Source organism: Azospirillum sp. TSH64 (assembly GCF_003116035.1).
Classification (GTDB): Bacteria; Pseudomonadota; Alphaproteobacteria; order Azospirillales; family Azospirillaceae; genus Azospirillum.
Genome location: NZ_LGQW01000015.1, coordinates 537,812 through 555,045, shown reverse-complemented (window position 1 = coordinate 555,045; position 17,234 = coordinate 537,812). Strand labels below are relative to the sequence as shown.

Genomic DNA, 17,234 nt, shown 5'->3' with positions numbered 1-17,234 from the left:
CAGGAAAACTCTTACAACGTAAGGGCATTCAGACATGGCTTACGAGTTTTCGCCCGTCGTCCGTCCGGTCTCGCTGCTCGGCACGCTGGTGCCGCAGGGCGGCCTCGCCAAGATGGCGATGGCGGCCCTGTTCGGCAGCGTGCTGATGGCGGTCTCCGCCAAGGTGCAGGTGCCGTTCTACCCGGTGCCGATGACGCTGCAGAGCATGGTCGTCATGCTGCTGGGCATGGCTTACGGCAGCCGGCTCGCGGTCGCCACCGTGCTGCTCTATCTTGCCGAGGGTCTGGCCGGCCTGCCGGTCTTCGCGGGGGCGGGTGCCGGCCCGGCCTACATGATGGGGCCGACCGCCGGCTATCTGGTCGGCTTCGTCCTCGCGGCCGGGGTGATCGGCCTGCTGGCCGAACGCGGCTGGGACCGTAGCCCGGCCAAGGCGGTCGCCGCCATGGCGCTCGGCCACGCGATGCTGTTCGTGCCGGGCGTGGCGTGGCTGTCGCTGCTGTTCGGCGTGGACAAGGCGCTGGCGGCCGGCCTGTGGCCTTTCTGGGCAGCCACCCTGCTGAAGACCGCGCTGGGTGCGGTGCTGATGCAGGCCGCCTGGAAAATCGTTGCCCGCTGTTCGGCGAGGCAAGGATGAAAGACGATGAAGGAGATTCTGCGCGCGTCGCAGGACGGAACGGTCGCGAAAATCCACGCGGCGCCGGGCAGCAGCCTGGCGGTCGATCAGAAGATCGTGGAATTCGCGTAACCGTATAATAAGAAGAAACGCAATCGAGAGGAAGCGTCGCCCCTGCCCCCTTCCACCGCTCCGCCGAGCGTGGAAGGGGGCATCGGGGGGACCGCACTGCCAATTTTCCAGCGCCCATAAGAAGCCATCAGGAGGCGTCGATGACCGAGTTCCCGCAAAAGACCCTTGCCGACTGGGACAAGCTGGCCGCCAAGGATCTCGGCGCCGACGGCGACATGTCCAAGCTGGTCTGGAAGACCCCGGAAGGTCTGGACGTCAAGGCGCTTTACACCGCCGCCGACCTGGAAGGGCTGGAGCTGGACACGCTGCCGGGCTTCCCGCCCTTCACCCGCGGCCCGCGCGCCACGATGTATGCGGTGAAGCCCTGGACCATCCGCCAATATGCCGGCTTCTCCACCGCCGAGGAATCGAACGCCTTCTACAAGGCCAACCTGAAGGCCGGCCAGATGGGCCTGTCGGTGGCCTTCGACCTTGCCACCCACCGCGGCTATGACAGCGACCATCCGCGCGTCGTCGGCGATGTCGGCAAGGCCGGTGTGGCCATCGACAGCGTCGAGGACATGAAGGTCCTGTTCGCCGACATCCCGCTCGACAAGATGTCGGTGTCGATGACCATGAACGGCGCCGTGCTGCCGATCCTGGCCGGCTACATCGTCGCGGCGGAAGAGCAGGGCGTTTCCCAGGACAAGCTGAGCGGCACCATCCAGAACGACATCCTCAAGGAGTTCATGGTCCGCAACACCTACATCTACCCGCCCGAACCCTCGATGCGGATCATCGCCGACATCATCGAGTACACCTCGCAGCACATGCCGAAGTTCAACTCGATCTCGATCTCCGGCTACCACATGCAGGAGGCGGGGGCGACGGCGGTGCAGGAGCTGGCCTTCACCATCGCCGACGGGCTCGAATATGTGCGGGCGGCAATGTCGAAGGGTCTGCCGGTCGACAAGTTCGCGCCGCGCCTGTCCTTCTTCTTCTCCATCGGCATGAATTTCTTCATGGAGATCGCCAAGCTGCGCGCCGCGCGCCTGCTGTGGTCCTCCCTGATGCAGGAGAAGTTCCAGCCGAAGGACACGCGGTCGCTGGCGCTGCGCACCCATTGCCAGACCTCGGGCGTCTCGCTGACCGAGCAGGACCCCTACAACAACGTCATCCGCACCACCATCGAGGCGATGGCGGCGGTGCTGGGCGGCACCCAGTCGCTGCACACCAACGCCTTCGACGAGGCGCTGGGCCTGCCGACCAAGACCTCCGCCCGCATCGCCCGCAACACCCAGCTGATCATCGCGGAGGAGGCCGGCGTCACCAAGGTGGTCGATCCGCTCGGCGGCTCCTTCTACATCGAGCATCTGACCCACAGCCTCGCCAACGCGGCCCTTGAGTTGATCGGCCGGGTCGAGGAGATGGGCGGCATGACCAAGGCGGTCGAGAGCGGCATGCCCAAGCTGCTGATCGAGGAGGCCGCCGCCCGCCGCCAGGCCGCCATCGACCGCGGCGAGGAGGTGATCGTCGGCGTCAACAAGTACCGTCCGGAGAACCCCGAGGGGGTGGACGTGCTGGACATCGACAACACCGCCGTCCGCGAGGCGCAGATCGCCCGCCTGAAGCAGATCCGCGCCAGCCGCGACGAGGCCAAATGCCAGGCGGCGCTGGCCGCATTGACCGAGGCCGCCGCCGCCAAGACCGGCAACCTGCTGGCCCTGTCGGTCGAGGCCACCCGCGCCCGCGCCACCGTCGGCGAGATCTCCGACGCGCTGGAAAAGGCCTTCACCCGCCATGTCGCCGTCATCCGCTCGGTGTCGGGCGTCTACGGCTCGGCCTATGAGGGCGACGAGGGCTTCAGGAAGATCCAGGAGGAGGTGGCGTCCTTCGCCGCCGAGGAAGGCCGCCGGCCGCGCATCCTGGTGGTGAAGATGGGCCAGGACGGTCACGACCGCGGCGCCAAGGTGATCGCCACCAGCTTCGCCGACATCGGCTTCGACGTCGACATCGGGCCGCTGTTCCAGACCCCGGACGAGGCGGCGCGGCAGGCGGTGGAGAACGACGTGCACGTCATCGGCGTGTCGTCCCAGGCCGCCGGCCACAAGACGCTGGTGCCGCAGCTGATCGAGGAGCTGCGCCGCCAGGGCGCCGGCGACATTCTGGTCGTCTGCGGCGGCGTGATCCCGCCGCAGGATTACGACTTCCTCTACAAGGCGGGTGCGGCGGCGATCTACGGTCCGGGCACCAACATCCCGAAGGCGGCGTCGGACATCCTGGGCATCCTGCGCAAGCAGAAGACGGCGGCGTGATGAGCGGTGGCGGGAAGAGCGACGGCTCTTCCCGCTTTTGAGTCGGGCGGCCCTGAACTGGACAGGATCGAGCAGCGGCACTATCCTTGTGTCAGTGTCCATGGTCGGGAGCCGTTCGATGTCCAGGATCGATCCAGCCAAGAAGAATGAGCGTCCCGTTTCCGATACGCTGGAAAACGCATCCCCTGTGTCGTCCATGGATGCCGAAAAGAAGAAATGGATGGAAGACAATCGGGCGGCGTTTGCCGCCTACGATGCGTTGGTGGACCGGCTTGGTCTTTTTGGTGAAGAGTACCGGAACTTCGAATGAGATTTCTCGACGTTTGCCTCAATCCGGCGACGAAGGGAAAGAAGAATCACCCCATTCCTTATCTCTTGATCGTTCAGGGTGATTATGTCGGGATCGACAGAACCCGTGTGGTGGTTCCGTTGATCCGGTCGTCCGAAGTTGAAACTCCAATTCCTAAGATCATGCCCTCGATCATGGTCGGGAACGAGCAATTCGTCGTCGTGACGCCGCAGATTGTCGCTTTGCCCATTGCGCAAATCGGCGCTGTCGTCGCATCCGCATCCGCCGCCCATTCCGACATCCGCCGCGCCATCGACGTCCTGACAGGCGACTTTTGACCGTCACCGCCGAAACCGACCTCTACGCCCCCGTCAAAGCCTTCCTCGAAGCCCAGGGCTACGATGTGAAGGCGGAGATCCGCGGCTGCGATCTCGTTGCCACGCGCGGGGACGAGCCGCCGGTGATCGTCGAGCTGAAGAAGCGCTTCACCCTCGACCTCGTGCTCCAGGGCGTTGACCGGCTGGCGGTCAGCGACAGCGTCTATCTCGCCGTGCCGCAGCCGGGGCGCAAGGCGACCGGGCCATCCCCCCTCGACAGCGACGTGAAGAAGCTCTGCCGGCGGCTGGGGCTCGGCCTGCTGATGGTCGATCCGGGGCTGGCCGAGGGGGTGCAGGTCACCGTGCTGCTCGACCCCGTCCCCTACACCCCGCGCAAGGACAAAAAGCGCACCCATCGCCTGCTCGGCGAGCATGCCCGCCGGGTCGGCGATCCCAACCGCGGCGGCTCCACCCGCGTCGCCATCGTCACCGCCTACCGCCAGGACGCGTTGCGCATTGCCCGCCTGCTGCGCGGTGGGCCGCTGACCGTCGCGGCGCTGCGCAAGGCCGGGGCGCCGAAGGATGTCGGGCCGATGCTGCAGCGCAACGTCTATGGCTGGTTCGAGCGGGTCGGGCGCGGCACCTACGCGCTGACCCCGGCCGGCGTCGAGGGGGTGGAGGCGTTCGCCCATGCCCTGGCGGAGGCGTGACACTCCGCACCGCCAAGCCTATGATCGTCGCCACCCAATCCACGATCCCATCAGGCTGGAGCCCGCTTTGTCGGACTACATCAGCAATCTCGTCGTCTTTTTCGTCGTCGTCGATCCGCCGGGGCTGGTGCCGCTGTTCATCGCGCTGACCCGCGGCTTCGACGACCGGCACAAGCGGATCATCGCGTTGCGCGGAACCGCCATTGCCTTCGTGGTGCTGGTCTTCTTCGCCTATTTCGGCAAGGTCGTGCTCCAGACCCTGTCCATCGAGATGCCGGCCTTCCGCATCGCCGGCGGGGCTCTCTTGTTCTGGATCGCTTTCGAGATGCTGTTCGCCAAGCGCTCCGAACGCAAGGAACGCGACACCGGCGAGGCGATGACCGATGAGGACGCGCACGACATCGCCGTCTTCCCGCTGGCGGTGCCGCTGATCGCCGGCCCCGGCGCCATCACCTCGATCCTGCTGCTGATGGACCGCGTCGGCACCACCGCGGCCGGACAGGTCAGCGTCCTGGGGGCGGCGGCGACGGTGATCGGCGGGGTGACGCTGATCCTGCTGGGTGCCGACCGGGTCGGGCGTCTGCTGGGCCGCACGGTGATCCACACGGTCAGCCGGGTGCTCGGCATCGTGCTGGCCGCTCTCGCCGCGCAGACGGTGATTTCCGGCATCACCGCAGTCTATCCGCCCCACTGATATCCGGTCTGCCGAGCAAAATCGTCCAAAGTGGCAGCGCGCCGCCGCCGGCACTTCCTCGCTACCGCTTCCCGTAGTCCCGCCCAAGCCCGAAAGACCAGTCCCCCTTTCCGGCCCAACCGCCCGGCCTACATCGGGTCCTGCCACGGTTGACGCCGGGTCTTCGCCCGGCGTTCGCCCATCCACGCGCCCACACACAAGAGGCGGCGGCCATGGACCTCGACCCGCTGATCCTGTCGCGGATACAGTTCGCGTTCACGATCTCCTTCCACATCCTGTTTCCCAGCTTCACGGTCGGGCTCGCCTGCTGGATCGCGCTTCTGGAAGCGCTGTGGGTCGGCACCGGCAAGGGCATCTACCGCAGCCTGTCGGAGTTCTGGACCCGCATTTTCGCCCTGTCCTTCGGCCTCGGCGTCGTCTCCGGCATCGTCATGTCCTACCAGTTCGGCACCAACTGGAGCCGCTGGTCCGACACGGTGGGCAATGTGCTGGGTCCGCTGATCCAGTACGAGGTGGTGACCGCCTTCTTCCTGGAGGCCGCCTTCCTCGGCATCCTGCTGTTCGGGCGCGATCGGGTGCCGCGCGGCATCCACCTGATGGCGGCCTGTCTGGTGGCGCTGGGCACGCTGCTGTCCTCCTTCTGGATCCTGTCGGCCAACAGCTGGATGCACACCCCCGCCGGCTTCGAGATCAAGGACGGCCGCTATTTCGTCACCGACTGGTGGCAGGTGGTGTTCAACCCGTCCTTCCCCTATCGCCTCGCCCACATGGTGACGGCGATGTTCCTGACCACCAGCTTCGTCGTCGCCGGCATCAGCGCCTTCTACCTGCTGAAGCGCCGGCATCTCGACCATGCGAAGCTGGGGCTCGGCATGGCGCTCGCCCTCATCACCGTGCTGGCGCCCTTGCAGATCTTCCTCGGCGACGAGCATGGGCTGAACACGCTGGAGCATCAGCCGGCCAAGATCGCGGCGATGGAAGGCAACTGGGAGGGCGGCCCAAGGGCGCCCCTGGTCCTCTTCGCCATCCCCGACGTGGAGGCGGAGACCAACCATCTGGAGATCGGCATCCCCGCCCTGTCCAGCCTGATCCTGACCCACGATTTCAACGGCAGCGTTCCTGGCCTGAAGCAGTTTCCGGCCGACCAGCGGCCCGACCCGCGCATCGTCTTCTGGACCTTCCGCCTGATGGTCGGCATCGGCTTCCTGATGCTGACGGTGGCTGTCGTTCATCTGGTGCTGCGCTTCCGCGGCCGGCTCTACAGCAGCGGCTGGTTCCACCGCATCCTGGTCGGCTGCATGCCGATCGGCTTCGTCGCCATCCTGGCCGGCTGGTTCACCACCGAGATCGGGCGCCAGCCCTGGGTCGTCTACGGCCATCTGCGCACCGCCGACGCGGTGACCCCGTCGCTGACGGTCGAGGCTGCATTGATCTCGCTGGTTTCCTTCGTCGTCGCCTACACCATCATCTACGGCGCCGGGACCTATTACCTCATCCGCCTGCTGCGCACCGGCCCGACCCATGTCCATGACACCCGGCAGCCGCCGGAGGCGCAGAGCCCGAAGCGCCCGCTGTCGGCCGCCGATCCGTCCATCGAAGCCGCGGAGTAAGCCCCATGCAGGAAATTGCGGAAGGAAGCCTGCTGACCCTGATCTGGGTCGGGATCGTCGGCTTCGCGGTGTTCATGTATGTGCTGATGGACGGCTTCGACCTCGGCATCGGCATCCTCTACCCCTTCGCCCCGACGGAGGAGGACCGCGACACCATGATGAACACGGTGGCGCCGGTCTGGGACTTCAACGAGACTTGGCTGGTGCTGGGCGGGGCGGGGCTGTTCGCCGCCTTTCCCATCGCCTATGCGGTGGTCCTGCCGGCGATGTACCTCCCGCTGCTGGTCATGCTGATCGCCCTGATCTTCCGCGGCGTCGCCTTCGAGTTCCGCTTCAAGGCGCGGGCGGGCCGGCACTGGTGGAACCGCTCCTTCTTCCTCGGGTCGCTGCTGGCGACCTTCGCGCAGGGCGTCGTGCTCGGCTCCTTCATCCAGGGCATCCCGGTCTATGAGCGGCAGTTCGTCGGCGGCATGCTGCACTGGCTCTCCCCCTTCGCCCTGTTCTGCGGCGCGGCTCTGGTGGTCGGCTATGCGCTGCTGGGGGCGACCTGGCTGATCTGGCGGACCATCGGGCCGTTGCAGGACTGGTGCTTCCGCATGGCGCGGCGGCTGATGCTGGTGGTTCTCGTCGGCGTCGCCGCGGTCAGCCTGTGGACGCCCTTCCTGCTGCCGCAGATCGCCGAGCGCTGGTTCTCGCTGCCCAACCTGTTCTTCCTCTCGCCGGTGCCCATCGTCACCGCGGTGCTGGCCTTCGCCCTGTGGCGGGCCCTCGACAACAGCCGGGACGTGGCACCCTTCGTGCTGTCGATGGCGCTGTTCGCCCTGTCCTACCTCGGGCTCGCCATCAGCCTGTGGCCGCATCTGATCCCGCCCGGCGTCACCGTCTGGGAGGCGGCGGCCCCGCCCAAGACTCAAGTCTTCCTGCTGGTCGGCATGGCCTTCCTGATCCCGTCGATCCTGGGCTACACCGCCTATTCCTACTGGGTTTTCCGCGGAAAGGTGACGGGGGCCTTCGGATACCATTGAGCGGAGGAGGCGCCCCGGCCTAAAAAGGGCGCCTTCGGACGGGAAAAGGGATCCGCCATGGACAACGACATCAGCTTCGCCGAGGCCATGCTGCGCCGTGGTGCCGGCCTGCTGGACGCGGAGGCGGATGCGCCGGGCGGCGACCCCTTCGCCGTGCTGGCCCGCCTGCTGGCCGCCGCCGCCGCGACCGACGCGCCGCTGGTGGTGCTGAGCGAGGGCGGCAGCCACCCCGCTTTGTTCGACGAGGCCAGCCGCCGCGCCGGTGAGCCGCTGACCGCCCGCCTCGCGGGTCTTGCCGCCACCCGCCAGGGCGAGCGCGCCACCATGTACGAGTTCGACGGCACCGGCCCGCTGACCGGCAACCGCATCGTCGCCGCCCTGCTGCGGCCGGAGGAGCGGCCCGACCTTTTGCATGTCTACATCGCCGTCGGCCGCCTGCGCGGCGGCGAGGCGCAGATCACCGTGCCGCCCGCCCTGCTGCGCTTCGACGCCGCCGCACTGGGCCAGACGCTGGGGCTGCTGGGCGATGCGGTGTCGCGCAGCCCGAATGCGGCCACCGCGGCGCTGGCCCATGCCGCCGCCATCCTGCCGATGGAGGGCCATGAGCAGGGCGGCATGCCGGCGGCCCTGCTGGACCTTTACTGGCATGCGCTGACCCTTGCGTCGGTGCGCGCCGCCGGGGGTGCGGCCGGAGGATTGGCCGGGATGACGCCGGAGGGGAATGCGTAAAGGCACCGGGGGCAGCCTCTGCTCCTGCTTTTGCACAAAGTCCACCGAAACAAGAAATAATTCCTATAATCTCCGCAGGATTCCCCCTTTCCTGCGGAGCGACGCCATGCCCCTCGACAGCCGTACCTTTCAGAACGACCATTTCCCCCGTTGGGCGGAAGAGCCGCCGGTGCCGTCGGACGGCTCGCTGGTCCCCGGTTCGCAGTTCCATGAGGAGCAATGGATCATGGCCGCCGGCATGCTGGCGCGCGGCAGCAGCTTCCTTTATGTCGCCCGCGCCATGGGGTGCAGCCGGACAACGCTGTGGCGGGCCTATTACGGCTCCAAGGATTTCCGTCACAGGGTGTGGTGGGAGCGGCAGGCGCTGAGACGCGAGGCCGACCTCCGCCTGTCGTCGCTGCGCAGTCTGGTCGTCGAGCAGATCGAACGGCTGGTCTCCTCCGGCGATCCGTCGACGGTGCGCTGGCTGGCCGACCGGCTCGGCATCCTCGACGGGCTCGCCGACCAGCCGGCGCAACGGCCGCAAATATCTCAGCCGTTGGAAGACCCGTCTGCCATGCCTGCTGCCGACCCTGCTGCCGACCTCGACGACGACAGCATTCCCGGCGCCTTCCGCGAACGCACCCCGCCCGATCCGCGCGCTGTCGCCGCCATCCTCGCCCGTCCGGAGGCGGCGGGGCCGAAAGGCGTCTATCCCTATACCCTGAACCCCGACGATCCCTATCCCACCCTCGGCTCGGCGCTGGAACGCCGCGGCAAGGCAGCCTTCGATCGTTTGTAAGGCGCCCGTCTGTGAGGCGAGCCGGAGACGATGGAACATCCGCCAAAAACCGTTCCACGCTGTTCCACCCCCACCCCGCCGGATGCGCTTCGCATCGTCGCCTGAGGAGGCCTTCGCCCCGCCGCTCTTTTGCAAATCGTTTGAAACTCTTTCCCGCGCTGCCGATCTGGTGACAGAGTTAACGTCAGTGAAATACTGCGTCACATCGTCACCAGTTCAACGGGAGCAGCCATGCGCCAGCGCCTCCGCTTCTATCTCGGGGACGAGCTTCGGGAGATCGACGCGGTCGATCCCACCCTGACGGTGCTCGACTGGCTGCGGCTGTCGGAACGGCGGGTCGGCACCAAGGAAGGCTGTGCGGAGGGCGATTGCGGCGCCTGCACCGTGGTGGTCGGCCGGCTGGACGGCGACAGCCTGCGCTACGAGGCGGTGAACGCCTGCATCCGCTTCCTCGCCACGCTGGACGGCTGCCGCCTGCTGACGGTGGAGCATCTGAAGGGACAGGACGGCGCGCTGCATCCGGTGCAGCAGGCGATGGTCGATTGCCACGGCTCGCAATGCGGCTTCTGCACGCCCGGCTTCGTCATGTCGCTGCTGGCGCTTTACCTGAACGAGGACCGGCCCGACGGGCAGCGCATCGACGACGCGCTGGCCGGAAACCTCTGCCGCTGCACCGGCTACGAGCCCATCGTCCGCGCCGCCCACGCCATGTACGGGATCGGCGACCGCAGGAGCGACCGCTTCGCCGACCGCGCCGCCATGGCGGACAAGCTCAAGGCCCTGCGCGACGAGGAGATCCTCAGCGTGGGATCCGCCGGGCGCCGCTTCTTGGCCCCCGCCACCGTGCCGCAACTGGCGCAGCTGCTGCTCGACAACCCCGGCGCCACCATCGTGGCCGGGGCGACCGATGTCGGGCTGTGGGTGACCAAGTTCCAGCGCGTGCTGGCGACGGTGGTCTACACCGGCCGGGTCCGTGCCCTGCGGCGGATCGAGGACCGCGGCGACGCGCTGGCGATCGGGGCCGGCGTCACCTACAGCGACGCGGCGGAGCGGATCGCCGCGCTCTATCCCGATTTCGGCGAGCTGATCCGCCGCATCGGGGCGGAGCAGGTGCGCAACATGGGCACCATCGGCGGCAACATCGCCAACGGCTCCCCCATCGGCGACAGCCCGCCGGCCCTGATCGCCTGCGGCGCCAGCCTGCGGCTGCGGCGCGGCGAGGAGACGCGCGAGCTGCCGCTGGAGGACTTCTTCCTCGAATACGGCAAGCAGGACCGCCGCGAGGGCGAGTTCGTCGAGGCGGTGATCCTGCCCAAGCCGGCGGCGGGTGAGCGGTTCCGTGCCTACAAGATCGCCAAGCGCTTCGACCAGGACATCTCCGCCGTCTGCGGCGCCTTCCGCCTGACGCTGGATGGCGAGGGCCGGGTCGCCGACATCCGCATCGCCTTCGGCGGCATGGCCGGCACGCCCAAACGCTCCGCCGGGGCCGAAGCGGTGCTGCTGGGCCGCCACTGGACCGAGGAAACCGTGCGGCTGGGGATGGAGGCGCTGGCGGGGGACTACGCGCCGCTGTCCGACTGGCGGGCCAGCGCCGCTTACCGCTCCACGGTGGCCGCGAATTTGCTGATGAAGCTGTATGTCGAGACCAGCGACCCGGCGGCGGAGACCCGTCTGGTCGGCGACCGGAGGCTTGCACATGCCTGACGTGACGACGCCCATCGCACCCGCCCCCGAGCGCACCCCGGATCGCATCCAGGGCGCGGTCCACGACTCCCGCCGGCACGAGAGCGCCCACAAGCATGTCAGCGGCGAGGCGGTCTATGTCGACGACATCGCCGAGCCGGCCGGTCTGCTGCATGTCTATCTGGGCCTCAGCAGCCGGGCCCATGCGCGCATCCGCGCCATCGACCTGTCGCCGGTTAGGCAGGCGCCCGGCGTGGTGACGGTCTTCACCGCCGAAGACGTGCCGGGGGTCAACGACATCGGCTGCATGGGCAAGCATGACGAGCCGCTGTTCGCCTCCACCCTGGTCGAGCATGTCGGCCAGCCGATCTTCGCCGTCGCCGCCGAGACCCGCGACCAGGCCCGCCGCGCCGCCAGACTGGCGGTGGTCGAGTATGAGGATCTGCCCGCCATCCTGACCATCGCCGCCGCCCGCGACGGCGAGCGCACGCTCGTCACCCCGCCGATGACGCTGCGGGTCGGCGATGCCGACGCGGCGCTGGCCGCCGCACCGCACCGCGTGGCGGGCCGGCTCGCCATCGGCGGGCAGGAGCATTTCTATCTGGAAAGCCAGATCGCCATGGCGGTGCCGGGCGAGGATGGCGAGGTGCTGATCCACGTCTCGACCCAGCACCCGACGGAGGTCCAGCACATCGTCGCCCATGTGCTGGACCTGCCCAGCGCCGCGGTGACGGTGGAGGTGCGCCGCATGGGCGGCGGCTTCGGCGGCAAGGAAACCCAGTCGAACCTGTTCGCCGCCTGCACCGCGCTGGTCGCCAAGCGCACCGGCCGCGCCGCCAAGCTGCGCCCCGACCGCGACGACGATTTCCAGATCACCGGCAAGCGCCATGATTTCGAGATCGATTATAGCGTCGGCTTCGACGGCAGCGGCCTGATCCAGGGCGTCGACATGCTGTTCGCCGCCCGCGCCGGCTACGCCGCCGACCTGTCCGGCCCGGTGACCGACCGCGCGCTCTTCCATGCCGACAACGGCTATTTCTACCCGGCGGCGCGGCTGCAATCGCTGCCGCTGAAGACCAACACGGTGTCCAACACCGCCTTCCGCGGCTTCGGCGGCCCGCAGGGCATGGTGGCGGCGGAACGGGTGATCGACGAGATCGCCTATGCCCTGGGCAAGGACCCGCTGGAGATCCGCAAGCGGAACTTCTACGGCAGCGATCCCGAGACGGACGGCCGCAGCCTGACGCCCTACCACCAGACCGTCACCGACAACATCCTGCCCGACCTTGTGGCGCAGCTTGAGGAGAGCAGCGGCTACTGGCAGCGGCGGGAAGAGATCCGCGCCTTCAACGCCGGCAGCCGCATCCTGCGCAAGGGGCTGGCCCTGACGCCGGTGAAGTTCGGCATCTCCTTCACCGCCAGCCATTACAACCAGGCCGGCGCCCTGGTCCATGTCTACACCGACGGCAGCATCCAGCTGAACCATGGCGGCATCGAGATGGGGCAGGGGCTCTACACCAAGGTCGCCCAGGTGGTGGCCGAGGAGTTCCAGGTCGACATCGCCACCATCCGCCCGACCGCCACCAACACCGGCAAGGTGCCCAACACGTCCGCCACCGCGGCATCCTCCGGCTCCGACCTCAACGGCAAGGCGGCGCAGGCGGCGGCCCGGACCATCCGGGAGCGGCTGGTCGCCTTCGCGGCGGAGAATTGGGGCGTGGCGCCGGACGCGGTGCGGTTCGAGCGCAACCGGGTGCTGGTCGGCGACCGCGACATGAGCTTCGCCGATCTGGTCCGCGCCGCCTACATGGCGCGGGTGCAACTGTCGGCCACCGGCTTCTACAAGACGCCGAAGATCCATTGGGACCGCGCCACCGGGCGCGGCACGCCCTTCTATTATTTCGCCTATGGCGCCGCCTGCGCCGAGGTGACGGTGGACACGCTGACCGGCGAATATGTCGTCGACCGGGTGGACATCCTGCACGATTGCGGCCGCTCGCTGAACCCGGTGATCGACAAGGGCCAGATCGAGGGCGGCTTCGTCCAGGGCATGGGCTGGCTGACCATGGAGGAGCTGTGGTGGGACGGGCAGGGCCGCCTGCGCACCCATGCGCCCAGCACCTACAAGATCCCGGCCTGCTCCGACCGCCCGCGCATCTTCAACGTGGCGCTTCTGGAAAACGCGCCGAACCGCGAGGACACCATCTTCCGTTCCAAGGCGGTGGGCGAGCCCCCCTTCATGCTCGGCATGTCGGTCCTGCACGCCCTGTCCGACGCGGTGGCGAGCCTCGCCGGGCACCGGCTCTGCCCGCGGCTGGACGCGCCGGCCACGCCGGAACGGGTGCTGGCCTGCATCGCCGCCCTGCGGGAGCGGGAGACGGCGTCTTCCCAACCATGACGCCGCTGTCCGCCACCCTATCGCACTGGCTCTCCCGCGATGAACCCGCCGTGCTGGTGACCGTCGCCGAGGCGCGCGGCTCCACCCCGCGGGAGGAGGGGGCCGGCATGCTGGTGGGGCGGGAGGCCTGTGCCGGCACCGTCGGCGGCGGCCGGCTGGAATGGACCGCCATCGCCACCGCGCGGCGGATGCTGGAGGATGGCAGCGCCGCCGAAACGCTCGACCTTGCGCTGGGGCCGGCGACCGGGCAGTGCTGCGGCGGGCATGTGGTGCTGCGGCTGGAGCGCGCCGACGCCGGCACCGTCGCCGCCCTGGAGGAACGCGAGCGCCGGGTGCTGGCGGCGCGGCCGACCCTGCTGCTGTTCGGCGCCGGCCATGTCGGACGCGCGATGGCGACCGCCTTCGCCCCGCTGCCGCTGCGCCTCGTCTGGATCGACGGCCGGGCGCAGGAGTTTCCCGAAACGATCCCGGCGGGGGTTGAGCGCATCCTGACCGACAGCCCGCTCGACCCTCTGGCGGCGGCTCCCGCCGGGTCCGGCTATCTGGTGCTGACCCACAGCCATGCGCTGGACTTCGAGATCGCCGAGGCGGCCCTGCGGCGCGGCGATGCGGCCTATGTCGGCATGATCGGCTCGGCGACGAAGCGGGCGAAGTTCGAGCGCTGGTTCCGGGCGCGCGGGCGGGAGGTGGACGCCCTGGCGGGGCTGACCTGCCCCATTGGCGCCGCGCTGACCGGCGACAAGCGGCCGGAGGTGATCGCGGCCCTCGTCGCGGCGGAACTGCTGGTGGCCTTCGCGCGCCCTCTCAGCCCCCCTTTCACCCCATCGCCTCCGCCCCCGACACCAGCTCGATCAGCTCATTCGTGACCTGTTCCTGGCGCAGGTGGCGTGCCGTGGCGGTCAGCCCGTCCAGCGTGGTTTCGATGTTGTGGTGGGCCGTCATCATGGTGGAGAGGCGCGCCGCATTCTCGGCGGCGAAGCTTTCCATCGCGGCGTCGGCCAGCAGGGCGAAGACATACTCGTCGACCAGCCGGGCGATCAGCTCGCGCGGCGGCATGTTGATCAGCGGCGGCACCGGCCGGGCGCCGCCCTGCGGCAGACCGAGCGGCAGCAGCGGCCGGCGCACCGGTTCCGGCGGCGCGCCGCCCTCGGTCCGGCCGTAGAGCAGCTCCACCCGGCCCAGCCGCCCCTCCGCCGCCGCCTGATAGAGCGCGTCGGCAATGTGCCGGGCGGTGGCGGTGACGGCATCGGTGTTGGTCGCCATCGCCGTGCTCCAGGCCGGCGGGCGTCCGCGCTCCTCCAGCAGGGCGGCGCCGCGCAGGCCCACCACCCACAGCGCGCAGCCGTCCGGGGCGGCCAGCGCGGCCTCGACCAGCCTTTCGGCGAAGGCGCCGACGAAGCCGTGCTCCGGCGCGAACAGCACCAGCGCCGACCGGCCGTCATGCCCGTCCGCCGGCCACTGGACCGGCGCGTCGTCCAGCAGGGCCGCCGCCTGGGCCAGCGCCCCGGCGATCACCTCGGCATAGGCGCGGGTGCCGGCCAGCGTGCCGAGCGCCTGCTGCAGCCGCATGGCGGCCAGCGAGCGCATGACGTCGGTCACCGCCTCCAGCTCCTGCACGCTGGCCCGCCGGGCCTCGACATCGGCCAGCCGCTCGCTCATGGCGTCCCTCCGCCCGCCTCTCCGCCAAGCCCGGCGGCGGCCTGGGCGATCAGGTCGCGCAGCGCGGTCTTCGTGGCGTCGTCCAGCGCCTCGCCGATCTTGGGCGGGCGGACGGCGACCAGCCCGGCAAGCGCCGCTTGGAAACGCGGGATCGCCTCCAGCGGCAGCCTGTCCAGCGTGCCGTCGACGAGCGCCAGCAATTGCGCCGCCTGGACCGCCAGCGGACGGGGCGACAGGTGGCGCTGGGCCAGCAGAGCGCGCATGCGCTGGCCATGCGCCACCGCCTTGCGCGTCCGCTCGTCGACCAGACCGCCGAAGCGGGTGAAGACCTCCAGCTCCAGGAACTGCGCGTAGTCGAGCCGCAGCGGCTCGGCCAGGGCGCGCAGCACCGGCGGCTGCGCCTTGCCGCCGACGCGCGACACGCTGCGGCCGATGTCGACCGCCGGTTTCTGCCCTTCGTAGAACAGCTTGGCGTCCAGGCAGACCTGGCCGTCGGTGATCGAGATCAGGTTGGTCGGGATGTAGGCCGACAGGTTGCCGCCCTGGGTCTCGGCGATGGGAAGCGCCGTCAGCGACCCGCCGCCCCTGGCCGGGCTGAGCTTGGCCGCCCGTTCCAGCAGGCGGCTGTGCAGGTAGAACACGTCGCCCGGATAGGCCTCCCGCCCCGGCGGACGTCGCAGCAGAAGCGACAATTGGCGATGGACCGCCGCATGCTTGGACAGATCGTCGACGATGACCAGGGCGTGGCGGCCGCTGTCGCGGAAATGTTCGGCCATCGTAAACCCGGCATAGGGAGCCAGCCATTGCAGGCCGGGGGCGGCATCGGCGGCGGCGACGACGAACAGGGTGCGCTTTGCCGCCCCGCCCTGGCGCACCGCCTCGATGGCCGCGCGGACGCCCGACGCCTTCTGGCCGACGGCGACATAGACGCAGTATACGTCGCCATCCGTCTGGTTGAGGATGGCATCCACCGCGATGGCGGTCTTGCCGGTGGCGCGGTCGCCGATCAGCAACTCGCGCTGACCACGGCCGAGCGGGAACATGGCGTCGATGACCGCTGTGCCGGTCAGCAAAGGGGCGGACACCGCCGCGCGCTCCGCGATGGTCGGGGCGGGGCGCTCCACCGGCTCCCACCGTTCGGCCTCCACCGGGGGGCCGTCATCGAGCGGGTTGCCGAGCGGATCGACCACCCGGCCCATCAGCCCGTCGCCGACCGGCACGCGCAGCACCGTGCCGGTGCCATGGACGGTGCCGCCGGCGCTGACCGCCGCCGCGTCGCCGAGCAGGACGCAGCCGATCTGCCCGTCCAGATCCATGGCGAGCCCGGCCACCCCTCCAGGGAACAGCAGCAACTCGTCAACCCTCACGTCGGGCAGGCCGGAGACATGGGCGATGCCGTCGCCCACCGATTCCACCCGCCCGACCGATTCCAGCCGCGCAGCCGTCTCCAGCCCATCGAGCCGCCGCAGTGCGCCCGGTATCCAGGCGTCGAGCGCGTCCTCAAGCGACGGTGTCGGCAGTGTGTCGTTCGGCAGTGTGTCTTGCGGAGTCATGACGCGTCATCTCCTCCTTCGCCTCGGCCAGCGCCTGTTTCCAGCTGCGGCGGACGACGCTGTGGGCAAAATGTAGCTCCACCCCGGCGATCAGCGACGGGTCCTCGACCGGTTCCAAGGCCACCGGCCGGCCGAGCGTCGCGGCCAGCCGGTCGCGTGTCCGGGCGACGTCGGCTTCCGGCAGCGCAGCGGCGATGGCAAGCCGAACCGGCACCGGGTCGATCCCATCGGCCAGGGCATGGCGCTGGGGGACGCTCAACGCCTCCACCGCCGCGCAGGCCTCGTCCAGCAGCGGCACGGTCAAGGCAGCGGCCGGGGCGTCGCGCAGGAGCCGGGCCGCCAGTTCGGTGCCGAGTTCGGCGGCATGGCGCTGCAACGCCTCCAGCGCCTGCGCCCGCTCCTCGGCCAGCCGGCTGCGCGCCTCCTCCAGCGCATGGTCGGTCTCGCCCCTGGCCTTTTCCAGCAGGACGGCGCGTTCGGCCTCCGCCTCGGCGCGGGCGGCCGCGATCAGGCGGCCGCGCTCGGCCGGCAGGGCGGTGCGCTGCTCCTCCAGGCTCCGGCGTGCGGCTTCGGCGGCTTCCCGCGCGGCCTCGGCCTCGCTGCGGACGCGCTCGGTGGCGGCCTGCCGCTCGGCGATCACCGCCAGGACCGGACGGTAGAGGAAGCGGCGCAGCAGCCAGACCAGGATCAGGAAATTGACCGCCTGGAGCAGAAGGGTCCAACCGTCGATGTGCATGACGGACCTCG

Annotated in this window: 16 protein-coding genes; 13 read left to right on the top strand and 3 right to left on the bottom strand. The window is 69.3% G+C overall.

The genetic code is table 11. The features are described from left to right. Nucleotides 1-34 precede the first annotated feature (34 nt). From TSH64_RS04010 to xdhC, 13 genes are all read left to right on the top strand, one after another. Nucleotides 35-634 (top strand): biotin transporter BioY, encoded by a 600-nt coding sequence (locus TSH64_RS04010; RefSeq protein WP_109095658.1) that lies wholly within the window; start codon nt 35-37, stop codon nt 632-634. A 251-nt stretch (nt 635-885) separates the two neighbouring features. Continuing rightward, on the top strand, nt 886-3,039 hold the full coding sequence (gene scpA, locus TSH64_RS04005) for a methylmalonyl-CoA mutase (protein ID WP_109095657.1): 2,154 nt from the start codon (nt 886-888) through the stop codon (nt 3,037-3,039). 118 nt (nt 3,040-3,157) lie between these two features. Then, nucleotides 3,158-3,349, top strand: a complete 192-nt coding sequence (locus TSH64_RS04000; protein ID WP_158285338.1) for a type II toxin-antitoxin system CcdA family antitoxin — start codon at nt 3,158-3,160, stop codon at nt 3,347-3,349. After that, nucleotides 3,346-3,666 (top strand): CcdB family protein, encoded by a 321-nt coding sequence (locus tag TSH64_RS03995; protein WP_109095655.1) that lies wholly within the window; start codon nt 3,346-3,348, stop codon nt 3,664-3,666. Before TSH64_RS04000 ends, TSH64_RS03995 begins: the two co-directional genes overlap by 4 nt. After that, complete coding sequence (locus TSH64_RS03990; protein WP_109095654.1) at nt 3,663-4,355, top strand: DUF2161 family putative PD-(D/E)XK-type phosphodiesterase; 693 nt, start codon at nt 3,663-3,665, stop codon at nt 4,353-4,355. The genes TSH64_RS03995 and TSH64_RS03990 overlap by 4 nt, the downstream gene beginning before the upstream one ends. A gap of 67 nt (nt 4,356-4,422) precedes the next feature. Then, complete coding sequence (locus TSH64_RS03985; RefSeq protein ID WP_246306991.1) at nt 4,423-5,049, top strand: MarC family protein; 627 nt, start codon at nt 4,423-4,425, stop codon at nt 5,047-5,049. Between the two features lie 212 nt (nt 5,050-5,261). After that, on the top strand, nt 5,262-6,659 hold the full coding sequence (locus TSH64_RS03980; RefSeq protein ID WP_109095653.1) for a cytochrome ubiquinol oxidase subunit I: 1,398 nt from the start codon (nt 5,262-5,264) through the stop codon (nt 6,657-6,659). 5 nt (nt 6,660-6,664) lie between these two features. Next, nucleotides 6,665-7,684 (top strand): cytochrome d ubiquinol oxidase subunit II, encoded by a 1,020-nt coding sequence (cydB, locus tag TSH64_RS03975; protein ID WP_109095652.1) that lies wholly within the window; start codon nt 6,665-6,667, stop codon nt 7,682-7,684. A gap of 57 nt (nt 7,685-7,741) precedes the next feature. Then, nucleotides 7,742-8,413: a hypothetical protein gene (locus tag TSH64_RS03970; RefSeq protein WP_109095651.1), complete on the top strand. Its 672-nt coding sequence runs from the start codon at nt 7,742-7,744 to the stop codon at nt 8,411-8,413. 106 nt (nt 8,414-8,519) lie between these two features. After that, nucleotides 8,520-9,194 (top strand): hypothetical protein, encoded by a 675-nt coding sequence (locus tag TSH64_RS03965; protein ID WP_109095650.1) that lies wholly within the window; start codon nt 8,520-8,522, stop codon nt 9,192-9,194. A gap of 231 nt (nt 9,195-9,425) precedes the next feature. After that, nucleotides 9,426-10,898, top strand: a complete 1,473-nt coding sequence (gene xdhA / locus TSH64_RS03960; protein ID WP_109095649.1) for a xanthine dehydrogenase small subunit — start codon at nt 9,426-9,428, stop codon at nt 10,896-10,898. Beyond that, the gene (xdhB, locus tag TSH64_RS03955) at nt 10,891-13,275 is read left to right on the top strand and encodes a xanthine dehydrogenase molybdopterin binding subunit (RefSeq protein ID WP_109095648.1); all 2,385 of its coding nucleotides are present in this window, start codon (nt 10,891-10,893) and stop codon (nt 13,273-13,275) included. The genes xdhA and xdhB overlap by 8 nt, the downstream gene beginning before the upstream one ends. Next, nucleotides 13,272-14,141 carry a xanthine dehydrogenase accessory protein XdhC gene (gene xdhC / locus TSH64_RS03950; RefSeq protein ID WP_109095647.1) on the top strand — a complete coding sequence of 290 codons (870 nt, stop codon included), beginning with the start codon at nt 13,272-13,274 and terminating at the stop codon, nt 14,139-14,141. The genes xdhB and xdhC overlap by 4 nt, the downstream gene beginning before the upstream one ends. On the opposite strand, the gene TSH64_RS03945 is transcribed toward xdhC, so the two are convergent. Genes TSH64_RS03945 through TSH64_RS03935 form a run of 3 tightly spaced genes read right to left on the bottom strand, consistent with a single transcriptional unit; the run spans nt 14,092 to nt 17,223 of the window. Continuing rightward, on the bottom strand, nt 14,092-14,934 hold the full coding sequence (locus tag TSH64_RS03945; RefSeq protein WP_109095646.1) for a FoF1 ATP synthase subunit gamma: 843 nt from the start codon (nt 14,932-14,934) through the stop codon (nt 14,092-14,094). The two genes, xdhC and TSH64_RS03945, sit on opposite strands and share 50 nt — an antisense overlap. Further along, nucleotides 14,931-16,487 carry a F0F1 ATP synthase subunit alpha gene (locus tag TSH64_RS03940; protein ID WP_109095645.1) on the bottom strand — a complete coding sequence of 519 codons (1,557 nt, stop codon included), beginning with the start codon at nt 16,485-16,487 and terminating at the stop codon, nt 14,931-14,933. The genes TSH64_RS03945 and TSH64_RS03940 overlap by 4 nt, the downstream gene beginning before the upstream one ends. Beyond that, nucleotides 16,435-17,223, bottom strand: coding sequence for a F0F1 ATP synthase subunit delta (locus TSH64_RS03935; RefSeq protein ID WP_109095644.1), 789 nt, complete (start codon nt 17,221-17,223; stop codon nt 16,435-16,437). The genes TSH64_RS03940 and TSH64_RS03935 overlap by 53 nt, the downstream gene beginning before the upstream one ends. Nucleotides 17,224-17,234: the final 11 nt, after the last annotated feature.